We start from the raw sequence: 13,123 nt of genomic DNA on the forward strand, positions 1-13,123 counted from the left end.
GTCCGCACCCCCGTGGCGCCGACTCCATCCGGGTCGGATCCTACTGGCGGGCACTGACATTGCGGACGGTAGGGTGACGGCCACGCGTGTGCGCACCCGCGAACAACCAACGAATTCGGGGTCATTCACGGAAATTCGGAACCCGAATGGGAGCGGGCGCGGGAACGGACACACGAACGGGACAGGGGCGGGGCCCGCGAGTTGAGAAGCACCGCGAGGGGGAGAAGTACGTGCCTGCGACAGTTCGAGCGGCAGGAAACACCGGCGGTCACCCGGGACCAGGGGGCCATCCGGGGGCGGGGGCTCATCCGGGACCGGGGCAGCACTGGGGACCAGGGATGCCGACCGTTCGCAGCACCGGCTTCCGCCGGATCATCGTGGCCGCACCCGACAGTCGGATCGATGTGGCACTGCCCGACGACATTCCCCTCGCGCACCTCTTCCCGGAGATCCTGCGCCTGTCCGGACAGACGCCGGCGCCCGGGGCCCCGGTCGGCTATCACCTGGTACGCCGGGACGGCACGGTGCTCGACGAGGCACGCTCGCTCGCCGCACAGCGCATCGCCGACGGCGACTTCCTCCTGCTGCGTCCCTTCGCCGACTCCCTCCCGCCCGCGGTGTTCGACGACGTCTCGCACGCCACGGCCAGCGCCGTCACCCGCGACCGCACGCTGTGGAACGACGAACTCCTGCGCACCGCAGGCCTCTTCGGTAGCTGTGTGCTGCTGATGCTGCTCGCCTTCGTGGCCTGGAGTTCCGACGTCCGGCACGACATGAACGGGCTTCCGGGCATCGTGGCCGCGGTCTCGGGCCTGGTCCTGCTGGCGATCGCCACGGTCCGCGCCCGGGTGTACGACGACCGCGGCTCGTCGGTGGCCTTCGGTGTCGGCGCCCTCGCGAACCTGGGAGTCGCGGGCAGCGGTCTGCTCGCGCTGCCGGCCGGGGAGGGCATCGGCAGGCTGCAGTTCCTGCTCGCCTGCGCCGCCGTGCTGGTGGGATCCGTGGTACTGGTCTTCCTCACACCGAGCGGCGACGGCCCCTTCGTCGCCTTTGCGTTCGCTTCGGCTATCGGCATGCTGCTGACGTTCGTCGCGATCCTCGCCGAAATGCGGCCGGCGGAGATCGCGGCGGTCTGCTCCCCGCTCGCCCTGGGCGCTCTCGCCTTCCTGCCGGGCCTGGCCACCCGCTTCGCCCGCCTTCCCATCGGCTTCGACCCGCCGCGCACCGCCATCGGCAGCGACTACGACGACACCGATGATGAAGCCGCTGAGGTGTCGGCCGTCATCGACGCCGAGCGCATCGCCGCGCAAGCGCGGCGCGGCCACGAGCTGCTGCTCGGCCTGGTGGGCGGATGTGCGTTGATCGCAGCGGCTGCAGCCGCGGTACTCGGGTTCTCCGACGATGTCTGGGCCCAGCTCCTCGCGTTCGCCACGGGTTTGGCCCTGCTGATGCGCGCCCACCTGTTCCGGCACACGGTTCAGGTGGGTTGCACGCTCGCGGCGGGCCTTGCCTCGCTGGTGCTCCTGGGGCTCGGGCTCTCCCTCAACCCGCCCGGCCGAATGGTCCTGGAGGCTCTACGGGGTGACGGCACGGCCATGGCGGTCAGGCTGGTGTGGCTGTCGGTCGCGGTCGCCGTCGTCGCCGGGGCGATCGCCTCGATCGCGCTGATCGTTCCCCGCAAGGGGGTCACCCCGTTCTGGGGCCGATTCCTGGAGATCGCCGAGAGTTTCGTGCTGCTGACGCTGCTGCCGCTGTGTCTTGCGGTTTTCGGCGCCTACCAGCAGATGCGCTCGCTCTCATCGTGAGTTCCTCGTACGGGACCAGAACAACCAGAACAACCAGCGGGGGAAAGAGGCAGCAGAACGATGGCATCACGGCGGGATGAGCTCAACGCCTACACCTTCGCGCGGCGGCGCCTGGTCGGCCAGTTCCTGCAGCCGAATCCGAACGGCACGGAAGAGGGCTGGCCCCGCCCCCTGCGCGCGGTCGTGCCGGGCGCGATCGTCGCGACGGTCGTCCTCGCGGCCTTCGGGGCCTGGGGCATGTTCAAGCCCGCCGCACCGCAGGGCTGGGACAAGCCCGAAGAGAACATCATCATCTCCAGCAAGTCGACCACCCGGTACGTGATCCTGACGACCGACGACAAGACGCAGTTGCACCCGGTGCTCAACATGTCCTCGGCGAAGCTGCTGCTGGCGCCCGACAAGGGCAAGGTCATCAACGTCGACGAATCGGTCCTCGACAACGGCAAGATCCCGCACGGCCCCACCCTCGGTATCCCCTATGCCCCCGACCGTCTGCCCGATGCCGGCGAAGCCGGGTCGAAGAAGCGCTGGGTGGTCTGCGAGCGCCCTGGCGAAGGCGGCCGTGCCATCCAGAAGGCGGCCTTCGTCCTCGCCGCTCGCGACATGGACCGGACCGAGGGCGCGGAGCGGCTGCGCGGCGGCGAGCTGATGTACGTGGAAGGCCCGGGCCCGGAGCGCACCCGCTACGTCGTCGACGCCAAGGGGACGGCGTACCCCGTCCAGAACGAGGAACTGCTGCTGCGCACAGTCGTCGGCGAAGGCCTGGAGCCCCAGCGGGTGTCAGCCGGCTGGCTGGCAACCCTGCACAAGGGCGACCCCATCACCTTCCCGGAGATCCCGGGCCGGCCCGGCGCCGACGCCGGGATCCAGGGCCAGCTGCCGACGGCGGCCAACAAGGTGGGCATGGTCCTCCAGGCCCCCTCCGGCACCAGGATCCAGCAGTACGTCGTCCTGCGGGGACGGGTCGCCCCGGTCTCCGACTTCACAGCGAAGCTCCTGCTCAGCAGCAAAGCCCTGACCGACCTCGGACAGGCGAGCCGTGCGACGCCCGTCAGCGCCGGCAGCTTCACACCCGGGGCACCCTTCGGCGCCGAGAAGACCTGGCCCCAGCAGAAGCCTGAGCCGGTCAACTCGGCGAGCACCGACGAGGGCAGCCGCAACACCGTGTGCAACATTCTGCGCGACGTGGACCAGGACAATGGCGCCACGACCCTCAGCACCTGGGCGGGCAAGGACTTCCCGGCCACCCTCCCCACCGGTTCGAGCAGCGCGTACGTCACTCCCGGCTCGGGCCAGTTCTTCCGCCAGTTCACGGGCTCGTCGACCCGTTCCGGCTTCTTCTTCCTGGTCACCGACACCGGTCTGCGCTATGCGATGCAGTCCAACGGCGACAGCGAGTCGGACGACGCCGGCATCGGCTCCTCCGGCTCGGCCACAGAGCGACGGGAACAGCGCGAGGCGGCACTGCAGGAGGCGCAGCAGGCACAGAACCGCCTCGGCTACAAAGACGTCACACCGGCCCCGATCCCGGCCGCCTGGTCGGCGTTCCTGCCCACGGGGCCGCGGCTGTCGACGGGCGCGGCACGACAGCCGCAGGGCTCGTGAGAGGCGGACCGAGCAATGCGTAGGCATCCCCGCGTGCGCCGGATCGTCGGAACGGCCGCCGCCGCTCTCGCCTTCGCGGCGGCGTCCCCGGCGCCCATCGCCACCGCCGCCGGCACGGCCGGTCAGTGCACCTTCCCGGGCAAGACATACGAGGGCCGCCCCTGGGCGCTGCAACGGGTCATGCTGGACGAGCTGTGGAAGCAGTCCACGGGCGAGGGTGTCCGTGTCGCGGTCATCGACACCGGTGTGGACGTCAAGAACCGCCAGCTCGCCCCGGCGGTGGACGTCAAGAGCGGCCGCAATTATCTGCCGCCGAACCTCAAGGACGACAACGGCAACAAAATCGAGCGCGGCAGCGACAACGGCACCACCGACACCGTGGGTCACGGCACGAAGGTCGCCGGAATCATCGCCGCCAGGCCGGCGAAGGGCACAGGCTTCGTCGGCCTCGCCCCCGAGGCGACGATCATCCCGATCCAGCAGAACGACGCCGAGGGCCACGGCGACACCGACAGCCTGGCCAGGGCCATCAATCACGCCGCCAACGAGGCCAAGGCCGACGTCATCAACATCTCCCAGGACACGGTCAACCCGATCACAGCCACCTCCACGCTGAAAGGCGCGGTGGACAACGCCCTGGCCAAGAACATCGTCATCGTGGCCTCGGCGGGCAACGACGGCCTCGACGGCAACGTGAAGAAGACCTACCCGGCCTCATACGACGGCGTCCTGGCCGTGGCCGCCTCCGACCGCAACAACGAACGCGCCGCCTTCTCCCAGTCCGGCGACTTCGTCGACGTCGCCGCCCCCGGCGTCGACATGGTCTCCACCGTCCCCGGCGGGGGACACTGCGCCGACAACGGCACCAGCTTCTCCGCGCCCTACGTCGCCGGAGTCGCCGCCCTCATCAAAGCCAAGCACCCGGACTGGACTCAGAAGCAGATCGCCGCCCAGATCATGCAGACCGCGGAACGCTCCATCCCCGGCCATGACCGTCTGGTCGGCTGGGGTGTGGTCGACCCCGTACGCGCCCTGACCGAGGACGACAAACCGATCGACCACCCGGTACCGAGCAACGAGGGTGCCGGGCGCGCCGAGGCCCCCACGGTGGCTCAACTCCCGCTCGGAGAAACCCCGCAGGAACGGGCGGTACGGCTCGGGACCTATGTGGTGGTGGGCAGCTTGCTACTGGTGGCAGTCATCGCGGGCGGGTCTGTGGCGATGCGGGACGGCCGGAGGAGGGCCGAGGGCTCGTCGCAGGTCAAAGGGCTGAAGTGACGGTTTTCATGGCAGTGCTGCACCACCAGGGGCCAACGGGTGCCTACGTGAACATGAGGGCTCTGCCGCGGTCATGTACGGGGCGTGGTGAACTGGCCACTGATCACCGCTGAACGGGGAGAGAGATGACAGTCGACATGGAAAAGTTCCGCCGGGACGCGCATCGGATCGAGAAGTGGTCGATCGGGTGGATGCTGCTGTCGCTGGCGATGTGGGGGTGGTTCGGCTATCGGTGGCTGATGGACGACGACCGGGGATATGGCATGTTCGGCAGATACGCCGAAGACAGCCACACACTGGTGGGCATACTCGCGCTCGCGGTCATCCCGACGATCACCGGGGCAACGACCATCGTGTACTCCCAGGTCCTGTTCCGCCTGGCCCGCCAAACCAAGCCAGAGGCCAAGTGAGGGGAATCCTGGACGCGTACGTCACGAACCCCGCCCTTGGTCCTGCTCGGCCATCAGCGCGACCGTACTCGAATCCCTGTCGACGTCGCTGCGACGCTTGACACGGCGTGCAGCTGGTGCAACTCCCAGCCGACGGGATCGTCGTTGTCGCCCCGTAGCGCCTCCAGGCGTCCTGCCAGCGACGATGAGACCGCGCCGGGCTCGCGGCCACAATGCTCGGGGAGGTCGTGCGCCCGGGGCAGTCGCCCTGGTGCGCCGTCAGCCGGTCTGAGTCCAGGTCAGGATCGCGAGGCAGGTGGGTACCGGACATGCCAGGGCGCCCAGGAAGAGCAGACGGGTCGCCGGCGCGAGACGGCGAATGCCGGGCGCGAAGGCGAGGGCGATCAGCGTGGCGGCAGCGGCGGCGACGGTCAGGAAGAACGGTCGCAGGAGGTCTCCGATCGGTTGCCCTGCCGCCGCTCCCCAGACCGCCACCATGCCCACGAGAAACGTCAACCAGGCAAGTGACCCGAGGGTGAGCGCCCACAGTCCGCCGGCCAGCAGGGCGACGACGGTCTCGCCCCGGCTGGGTTGGTGTGTCGGCCGATAGGGGCTGTACAGGGCGGCGTGGGCCTTGGGGCTCAGATTCACCGTCGGTTCCTTCCTTGTGAGGTGTGCGCGATCTTCGTCGCGAAGACAGCGCCACGGAATGGGGGCCGGATACTCACCTCAAGCGGACTCGTACTCAACTGGACATGTCACCCACGGAATCCTGGAACGGGGTTCCGCCCTACTGCCCGGGCCCGAGGACGGGTGGCGTCTGGCGGTCGTCGGACGGGTCGGTGTCGCCGGTCTCCCATCCGGGATCGTAGGCGCAAGGCATGGTGGCGCCGCCGGTGAAGTACTCCCGGTCCGGGTACCAGGTGAAGGACATCCGCTCGTCCTCGTTATCCCGCTGCACGTACAGGTTCCAGGACTTGGCTTGCCCGCCCTCACGGTAGGCCGTGACCTCCCAGCCGTCGTCCTTCAAGTGCTGGTCCAGTCGGCGGAGGCCGGAGACGGCCTGGCTCGCGGGCACGTGGTCCAGCGCCCAGTCGTGGCTCATCTCGTAGGCGCCGTCGACGGTCTTGTCCTCCAGCCCCAGCGAACCGCTTGTCCAGCAAAGGTCGGAGCTGAGCGTGTTCTCCGTGCTGACGCCGATGTCCTCGACTCCCGGTTCCACCGTGCGCTTGAACCCCATGACGTCGTACGCCTCCTGGGAGCGCTTGAAAACGCGGCTCGCCATGTCCTCGGGAGCGACGCGGGGGAAGTCGGACGATCCCCGGTTGTCCCAGGCGAGCGTGCCGATAAGAACGAGTACGGCCACCAGGGGTATGCCGATGAGCGCGGCGCAACCGCATCCGAGGGCAGTGAGGCCGGTAGAGGGGGAGCTGGACCCAGTCGATGCGGTGGTGGTGCTGGTCGGTACGGTCTGCTCGGGCATAGGGGGACGGTATGCCTGCGAGGAGCGCGCTGGATGGGCGCGGATACCCAGCGGGAGTCGGTGCACGTACTCAGCCGAAGCCACTCAGGGTGGGTACCTCCCGTGCGTACCCACCCTGAAGCAAGCTCCGCTGAGTCGCTGACCGTCAGTAGTTGGCGGCAGCCTTCCTGTCCGCAGCGCTGTACGCCGCGCTCGCCTCGCGTACCGCGTTCGCGATGGCGTTCAGGGCCTGGTGGATCTCCCTGGCCTTGATGTCCCACTCACGGTGGAGACCGTCCGCTGCGGTCTTGGCCTCGCCCTCGAAGAAGGCGGAGAGGTCCTTCATCCGCTGCTGGAGGGCTTCCAGGTCCGTGTCCAGCTTCTTGGCCTGGCTGGTGATGTCCCCGGCGGCCCTCTCAAGTTCCGCGTAGGTGACGAGCATTGTGCCGTTGTCTACTGCCATGGCTCCTCCAACTGCTTTTCATGGCTGATGTGTTGAGGTGCTGATGCGACCGCCGGTTGGGGCGCCGCCCGGCCGTGCGCGAGTTACATGCCGGAGAAGGCCGAGGTCTTGCTGGCCGGGGCGGTGCCCCCGGCTGAGCCGGAAGCGGAGCCGGTGTCGATGCCTGCCAGGGCCTGGAAGATCTCTTCGTCGGTGCTGCCGGCGATGCGGCGGTTGTCGTTGACCGCGCTCTGGAAGCGGACGAGCAGGTTGCCGATGTAGGCCATGCGCTCGTTGATTTCAGTCTGCTTGCGGTCGAAGGACACGGCGCCCTGGCCCTGCCACTTGCCTTCCACGCCGTCGATCACGGCGTGCAGCTGCTGCAGTTGCTGCTTCACCGATCCGAAGCGTTCGTTGAGTTCCTGCTCGAACTTCCGCAGTACGTCATCTGTGACCTTCTGGGTTCCTGCCATTTATTTTTCCCTTCTGGTGCTTTCCGGTGTTGTGGTGGGCTCGACGGCTTGGAGAGGCCGCAGGGGCTTCGTAGCAGCCTCGTCACGCTTCGCCGCGTAGTGGTTCCGTAGTTGAGCCCCACCCCTCAGAACATCGCCCGTCGGAGGAATGAAGATCGACTTCGATGCTGGCAGCGTCTCCACCCCGCGGTGTCCTAGTAATGCTTGGGCCAGGTCTTGACAAAGGCATCATCGGCTTGCGCCACGCCGGAGAGGCGGGAGTCGAAATCACTTGGACCGATAGCAGGCTGATTCCACTGCTACCTTGATGAGTGAAGGATTGTCGCTGTACTTTCGCTCATCGTAAAGCCGAACATCCACCGCGAATTCCTTCCCCTTGGACTCGGCGATGATCTGCGGACTCTTGGCTGGGCTGTCGTCCACGCCGTCCTTTACGATCTTCCAGCCCTTCTTGGGCAGGCCGTCGCGAACGCGGTTCATGGCCTTCTCCATGTCCGCGACAGGAACCTGATAGACGCTCCAGGAATGGCGGGCGCGGTAGACTTCCTCGTCCGAGTCGTCGTCTGTGCACCCCATGGCCATGGCCCCAGTGTCGGTCACCTTACCCTTGAGGGCCATCATCTCCAGGATCTGACTGGATGCCTGCTCGGTCTCCGCCTTGACCGTATCCCCATCGCGCACTTTCATTCCGGATGCCTCACTTCCCTGCGCGCATGCAGCCAGCAGAGCACAGGCCGCAGCAGCGTGTGCAAATCCCCAAATTCGCCTATTCAAGTTCAACCCTATGGTAATTGCCGGTGATCACAGCGGCCTGATTACTGAGGCTCACGGATTCCTGATTCCAGAATCCGCTGTGCCCGTCCGAGTCGCTCTTCATGACGTTTCCACCAAACGATTTATCGGTGGGAATGGTCAAGTTGTCGCCGAGCCCCATCAGACGACCGCCTTGCCGGACAACCTGGTCATCTCCAGGACCGCCCATCGCCCAAACATGATCCGCACCCGCCCCTAGATCTGCTGCGTGGTCCGCTTGGACGCCCGGGCTCCCGGCGAAGATGTAGTCGTTGACCGCCACCGAGTCGTTCCAACTCCCGGACTGTGCCGAAACACCCACAACCGTGCTGCCATAGCTGTGCCCGATGACCGTCGTATGGGCAGTGCTACCAGTGACGTTCTCGTGGGCTGCCCTGTTCCCCTGCAGGAAGTCGTACAGACGCGGACCGCCCTCCTCCGCGTACTTGCCGCTACTTGCTTGTGGAACGATACTGTCCGGGGCGTTGTAGTCGAGCCAGGTGATCGTAGAGATTTTCTGGGTCGGAGAGAACGTGTTGCTCTCCGACCATAGCCGCTCCCCTCGACCGATGTCTCCGTGGTTATCTCCTTCCCCAATCTTATCGAGACCGGAGAACGTACCGGGGACATAAACAGCCGTATGGTCCGCCTGGTCTGGATTACCGTTGGCGATGATGACCTTTCCATCACCCAGTCCAGTTGGATCAAAGCCGAGCAGGTACGCCTCGGGCAGGCCTCCTTCACCGGTTCGATCGAATCGATCCTGGATGTACTGCATTCCCTTGAGGGTCGTGTTCAGCTGCTGTTGGCGGTCGCCGTACTGTCGATACCACTCCATCCATTCGTCGGTGTGCACTTTGGACGGGTACGGACCCGATGTGATCCACGTCCACTCATTGGTCGGCGACTTCGGGATGGAGTCCAGTTCCATCTGGAGGCGTGCGCGCGTCTCGCTGAAAACGATGCGGTTGGCTTCGTCCCGGACCTCTGACGGCAGTCCGTTGAGCTTTCCGACAGTCTCCGGGTTGGTGGATATCCACGCAGCCTGTTCCTCGGGGCTGAGTTTCTTCCACCACTCCGCATTGTCCTCGGGACTGCCGTCCTTGGGAGGCTGCGGCAGCGAGTCGAGGTACTCCTTGCCTGCCGTCTGCACACCCTTCGTGTCCGAGGACGCATCGGCCCAGTCCCGGTCGCTAACGGTCAGGTCGTCATCGGCCTTCAACGCCTGCAGCTTCGGCGCCCACTTCTCGTCGGCCTCCGTGGCCTCCTCGATAGCGGTGGCGATCTGGTCGGCGTAGTCCCGTGCCAGAAGGTGGTTGGGATTGGGGTCGACGTTGGCCGCCTGACGGCCCACGGCGGAGGCCACCGAGTCCGTCAGACCGGTCACCGTGCCGCCGACGGAGAGCTTGCCGTCAGCCTTCTCCCCGCCTGGCGGATAGCTGATCGAGCCATCAGAGTGCACGGTGAGCCTCTGGGCCTGCGCGCCCTCGACCGCCGCCTCCAACTTCTTCTTGGCCGCCTCCAACTCGTATGCGAACCCGTCGAGCGCCGTGGCGACCAGACCGCACTCCACCTGCACGTAGTGGAGGTTCCCTCCCAGCTCACGCAGTTGCTTGAGCGCTGAGTCCAGTGCTTCGCCCTCGTTGTCCTTCTGCAGGGCCGCGGCGATCTGGTTCTCGATGCGGTCCTTGGCCGCGCTGGCCATGTCGCTGGTTCTGCGATATCCGTCCGCCGCGTCCGAGTACTCGGAGGGCCTGAGGGCCTTGAGTGTCGTGTAGTCCATGGTCTCCGATCACCGGCCCCCGGCCTGGCCGCCGACGCCAGGCGTGTCCTTGTACTGGACCTCCACCCGAGCAATCTCACCCTTGATCGCCTCGTCGGTCCTCAACAGATCGTTGCCCACCTTCTCGAACAGCTCCGCCAGCGTCTCGCACCGCCCGCTCACATCTTTGATGTAGCGCTCCCAGGAGCCGTACACGTCCCGCTGGGCGGCAGCAGTCAGACACCCGGAGTCACCACCGAAACCCTTCTGCCCGTCCTCAAGCTTCGTCAGCGCCGTGCTGATGTTCCCCCGCAGCGCGCCGACGCCCTGCCCCGCCTTGGACCACGCGTCCCTGTCCGACCGCATCCTGCCGGAAGGAGGACCGTAGACACCGCTCGTGCCGCTGCTCCCCTGGTCGGCCGGCAACTGGTTGAGCTGCACCTGCGCGGTGTGCCGCTCGGCCACCGCAGCCTTGAGCTGCTCCCATTCGTCCCACGCCATGCGTGGCCCCTCCCCGTGTCTTGTTCAATGCCGTCGAACGGTTGTGAACGTGCGACCGCGACGCTGCGGTGGTCGCGAAATACGGTAGTGCCGCTGCATCACGTGCCCCATCCGCATCTGCCACCAGCGCGACTGAGTATCCGTACTCAGTGAACGTTGGACGTCGTGTTGCGGCGTCGGGCGCGCACTAGAGGGATGGCGGTTGCAGCGCCCAGTAGGGCGGCAGCGCCCACGCCCAGACTGATCCAGAGCGCCGTGTCGCTGTCGTCGTCGCGTGCGGGGACGGCGGCGGACTGCTTGTCTTCCTCGTTCTTGTTTCCAGCGGGCTCAGAGGCCTGTGGGGACGGGGACTTGGCGTCTGCAGCGGCAAGGTCTGGGAGAGGGTACTCGTCGGCTGGGCCGGGATCGCCGGGAGTCGTCAGGGCGATCCGTGGACGCACGATTCCGTAGCCGATGGAGTCGTTCCGCTTCGCGCCGCTCGTTGGTCCGCCAGCGGTGTTGAGCATCACCCTGAGGACCTGGTTGTTGGTCCAACCTGGGTGCTTCGACCAGATCAGAGCCGCGCTTGCCGAGACAAGGGCGGTGGCGCCACTCGTGCCATGGGAGTTGCACAGGCCCGTCTTGTAACGGCAAGCGTGGACCAAATCGGTGCCCGGCGCGGTCAGGTCTACCTGGGGACCGTACTGTGACTCGGCGGTCTTGCGGAGGTCTTGGCCGATCGCCCCTACTCCGACGACTCCTGGAGTGGCGGCAGGGTAAGCGAGAGAAGAGTCTCCGTCGTTGCCAACGCCTGCGAAGATCAAAGCTCCCTTACTCAAGGCATACTTCACAGCCTCGCTCTCTGGTTTCCATACGGCGGTTCCTCCTCCCGCCATGGAAATATTGATGACCTTGGCTCCTGCATCGACGGCATACCTGATCGCTTTGGCGAATACGGTGGCGTTCAGTGGTACCCGAATGGGCAGGATCTTCGCCCCTGGGGCGAGGCCGAAAGCTCCATCCCCGGCCCCGCTCTCGCCGGTTCCGGCGATCAATCCAGCTATACCTGTCCCGTGGCTGCGGTAGTCAGTGTGCTGATCGCCCGGCGCTTCTGGCGCGAAGTCCTTTCCCTCCAGCACCCGCCCGGGGAGATCGGGGTTCTTGTCGTCGACCCCGCTGTCGATGACTGCGACCGTGACGCCCTCCCCCTTGGTGATCTTCCACATCTCTTCCGCCTTCATGGCGGTCAGATGCCACTGCTTGGAACGGATGGACTCCGCATGGGACGGCGCGGCGGCGATACCCACCAGCAGGGTTGCCAGTACTCCCGGGATCAGGGTCCTCTGAGTGAGACGCTGCGTGTTGCTGGTGGGCATCGGCATTCTTCTTGCGATCCTTATGAGTTCAGTCAATGACGGGCGGTGTCGCGCGACGAGCGCCCTGCTGCCAGGTCTCTTCGTCTTCGGTGAGGTAGTCGGGGCGCTCGCCTCTGCGATCCTCACGACGGGACTCGGCGGGGCGAGAGCCCGGCGGCACCGCATGTCCGCCACGGCCAACCGGTCCGGCCCCCTGCTGTGGCTCGCCTGGCCGGCGTGCCGCGCCTGAAGCTGCCCGTTCGCCGCGCGTTCCGCCCTGAGCTGCAGGGTTTGCAGGACGCCTGCTGTCTCCGGGAGCACCGTGTACCGCTCCAGAGCCGCCTGGGGTGAAGGGGCGTGTACTCCCCGTCCCAGCCTGCTGCGGACGGCCGCCGACGATGCCTCCAGTTTCCGGGGAGAAGCGGCGACCAGCCGTCCCGCCGCCTGGCGTGGCGGGAGTCGTGCCCCGTGCCGTGGTGGAGCCGCCGGCACTGATGGGGCGGGCGTTCACGCCGCCCGGCCCCTGAGGGCGACCACCAACAATGCCTTCGGGCTGTCCTGCGATGCGACGGCCACTCCCCGATCCGCCCTGGACGGTCCCAGGCCTTCCTGTACCGACGGGCTGGCCCGCGGGGCCACGGCCATGCACACCCTCACCGCCGATCACCGTGCCCCGAGGGATGCCGCCATTGGCCCGTCCCGGAGACGGGGGCACTGGCCGCCCGCCCGTGATGCCTCCTCCTGCTGTGGGGCGCTGGACGGAAGGCCCGGTGCCCATCGGACGTTGCCCAGGGGGCACCGGCGGCCGGACTCCAGGAGTGGGGCGGCCTGCCCCAGCTGAAGGGCTGGTCGGCTTTTGCGTACCTCCGACCACCGGAGGTACCACTCCAGGAGGCATGGTCGTCGGTCCATCCGGTCGTCCTCCTGCGAGTGGCGGGCCACTCGGCGGCCCCGACGGCGCAACTGGCGCCTCGGGCAAGGTAGCGACGCTGTCGATCTCCACTCCCGTGGGGGAATGCGGGCGCAGGGTTCCCCCGGCAGGGGTTCCGGGAGCATGGCCGGAGTTCTCGGGAGCGCCAACCGACCCACCAGCTCCATTACCTGGGCTTACCGAGCCATAGGCACGTTCGCCAGTAGCCGATCCGGTAGTGCCGGTTCCATCTGTGCCAGCGGCACCACCAGAACGCGCGAGACCTTCACTTGTGATGATGTCCTTCGGCGGCAGCACAGCCTTGGGCGGCGGTGGAAAACGCGGCTTCTCCAACGCGTCCATCTGCTGC

The 13,123-nt window shown here is 66.9% G+C and carries 12 protein-coding genes; 4 read left to right on the top strand and 8 right to left on the bottom strand.

What is annotated here, in order from left to right; translation table 11 throughout:
* Positions 1-338: 338 nt before the first annotated feature.
* From eccD to AQJ67_RS22915, 4 genes are all read left to right on the top strand, one after another.
* Complete coding sequence (gene eccD, locus AQJ67_RS22900) at positions 339-1,805, top strand: type VII secretion integral membrane protein EccD (protein WP_062720924.1); 1,467 nt, start codon at positions 339-341, stop codon at positions 1,803-1,805.
* A 60-nt stretch (positions 1,806-1,865) separates the two neighbouring features.
* Positions 1,866-3,410, top strand: coding sequence for a type VII secretion protein EccB (eccB, locus tag AQJ67_RS22905; RefSeq protein ID WP_062720925.1), 1,545 nt, complete (start codon positions 1,866-1,868; stop codon positions 3,408-3,410).
* Positions 3,411-3,425: 15 nt separating this feature from the next.
* Positions 3,426-4,688 carry a type VII secretion-associated serine protease mycosin gene (gene mycP / locus AQJ67_RS22910; RefSeq protein ID WP_062720926.1) on the top strand — a complete coding sequence of 421 codons (1,263 nt, stop codon included), beginning with the start codon at positions 3,426-3,428 and terminating at the stop codon, positions 4,686-4,688.
* A 125-nt stretch (positions 4,689-4,813) separates the two neighbouring features.
* Positions 4,814-5,098 (top strand): hypothetical protein, encoded by a 285-nt coding sequence (locus tag AQJ67_RS22915; RefSeq protein WP_062720927.1) that lies wholly within the window; start codon positions 4,814-4,816, stop codon positions 5,096-5,098.
* 258 nt (positions 5,099-5,356) lie between these two features.
* On the opposite strand, the gene AQJ67_RS22920 is transcribed toward AQJ67_RS22915, so the two are convergent.
* The 8 genes from AQJ67_RS22920 to mycP (AQJ67_RS45455) form a co-directional block, all read right to left on the bottom strand.
* Positions 5,357-5,728 (bottom strand): hypothetical protein, encoded by a 372-nt coding sequence (locus AQJ67_RS22920; protein ID WP_244190555.1) that lies wholly within the window; start codon positions 5,726-5,728, stop codon positions 5,357-5,359.
* Between the two features lie 139 nt (positions 5,729-5,867).
* The gene (locus AQJ67_RS22925) at positions 5,868-6,560 is read right to left on the bottom strand and encodes a hypothetical protein (RefSeq protein ID WP_062720928.1); all 693 of its coding nucleotides are present in this window, start codon (positions 6,558-6,560) and stop codon (positions 5,868-5,870) included.
* Between the two features lie 145 nt (positions 6,561-6,705).
* Positions 6,706-7,002 carry a WXG100 family type VII secretion target gene (locus tag AQJ67_RS22930; RefSeq protein WP_062720929.1) on the bottom strand — a complete coding sequence of 99 codons (297 nt, stop codon included), beginning with the start codon at positions 7,000-7,002 and terminating at the stop codon, positions 6,706-6,708.
* Positions 7,003-7,085: 83 nt separating this feature from the next.
* A complete protein-coding gene (locus AQJ67_RS22935) occupies positions 7,086-7,454 on the bottom strand; it encodes a WXG100 family type VII secretion target (protein WP_062720930.1) in 369 nt (122 codons plus the stop codon).
* A gap of 267 nt (positions 7,455-7,721) precedes the next feature.
* A complete protein-coding gene (locus tag AQJ67_RS22940) occupies positions 7,722-8,141 on the bottom strand; it encodes a hypothetical protein (RefSeq protein WP_062720931.1) in 420 nt (139 codons plus the stop codon).
* A 79-nt stretch (positions 8,142-8,220) separates the two neighbouring features.
* On the bottom strand, positions 8,221-10,029 hold the full coding sequence (locus AQJ67_RS22945) for an alpha/beta hydrolase (protein WP_062720932.1): 1,809 nt from the start codon (positions 10,027-10,029) through the stop codon (positions 8,221-8,223).
* A gap of 9 nt (positions 10,030-10,038) precedes the next feature.
* Positions 10,039-10,509: a hypothetical protein gene (locus AQJ67_RS22950; protein ID WP_062720933.1), complete on the bottom strand. Its 471-nt coding sequence runs from the start codon at positions 10,507-10,509 to the stop codon at positions 10,039-10,041.
* 146 nt (positions 10,510-10,655) lie between these two features.
* Positions 10,656-11,864, bottom strand: a complete 1,209-nt coding sequence (mycP, locus tag AQJ67_RS45455) for a type VII secretion-associated serine protease mycosin (protein ID WP_079056119.1) — start codon at positions 11,862-11,864, stop codon at positions 10,656-10,658.
* Between the last annotated feature and the right edge of the window lie 1,259 nt (positions 11,865-13,123).

The organism is Streptomyces caeruleatus (assembly GCF_001514235.1).
In the GTDB taxonomy this organism is placed as follows: Bacteria; Actinomycetota; Actinomycetes; order Streptomycetales; family Streptomycetaceae; genus Streptomyces; species Streptomyces caeruleatus.

Excerpts from the sequence above, each read along its gene's own strand:
- eccD (WP_062720924.1), top strand. The coding sequence starts at position 339 with ATGCCGACCGTTCGCAGCACCGGCTTCCGCCGGATCATCGTGGCCGCA.
- eccB (WP_062720925.1), top strand. The coding sequence starts at position 1,866 with ATGGCATCACGGCGGGATGAGCTCAACGCCTACACCTTCGCGCGGCGG.
- mycP (WP_062720926.1), top strand. The coding sequence starts at position 3,426 with ATGCGTAGGCATCCCCGCGTGCGCCGGATCGTCGGAACGGCCGCCGCC.
- AQJ67_RS22915 (WP_062720927.1), top strand. The coding sequence starts at position 4,814 with ATGACAGTCGACATGGAAAAGTTCCGCCGGGACGCGCATCGGATCGAG.
- AQJ67_RS22925 (WP_062720928.1), bottom strand. The coding sequence starts at position 6,560 with ATGCCCGAGCAGACCGTACCGACCAGCACCACCACCGCATCGACTGGG.
- AQJ67_RS22930 (WP_062720929.1), bottom strand. The coding sequence starts at position 7,002 with ATGGCAGTAGACAACGGCACAATGCTCGTCACCTACGCGGAACTTGAG.
- AQJ67_RS22935 (WP_062720930.1), bottom strand. The coding sequence starts at position 7,454 with ATGGCAGGAACCCAGAAGGTCACAGATGACGTACTGCGGAAGTTCGAG.
- AQJ67_RS22940 (WP_062720931.1), bottom strand. The coding sequence starts at position 8,141 with ATGAAAGTGCGCGATGGGGATACGGTCAAGGCGGAGACCGAGCAGGCA.
- AQJ67_RS22945 (WP_062720932.1), bottom strand. The coding sequence starts at position 10,029 with ATGGACTACACGACACTCAAGGCCCTCAGGCCCTCCGAGTACTCGGAC.
- AQJ67_RS22950 (WP_062720933.1), bottom strand. The coding sequence starts at position 10,509 with ATGGCGTGGGACGAATGGGAGCAGCTCAAGGCTGCGGTGGCCGAGCGG.
- mycP (WP_079056119.1), bottom strand. The coding sequence starts at position 11,864 with ATGCCCACCAGCAACACGCAGCGTCTCACTCAGAGGACCCTGATCCCG.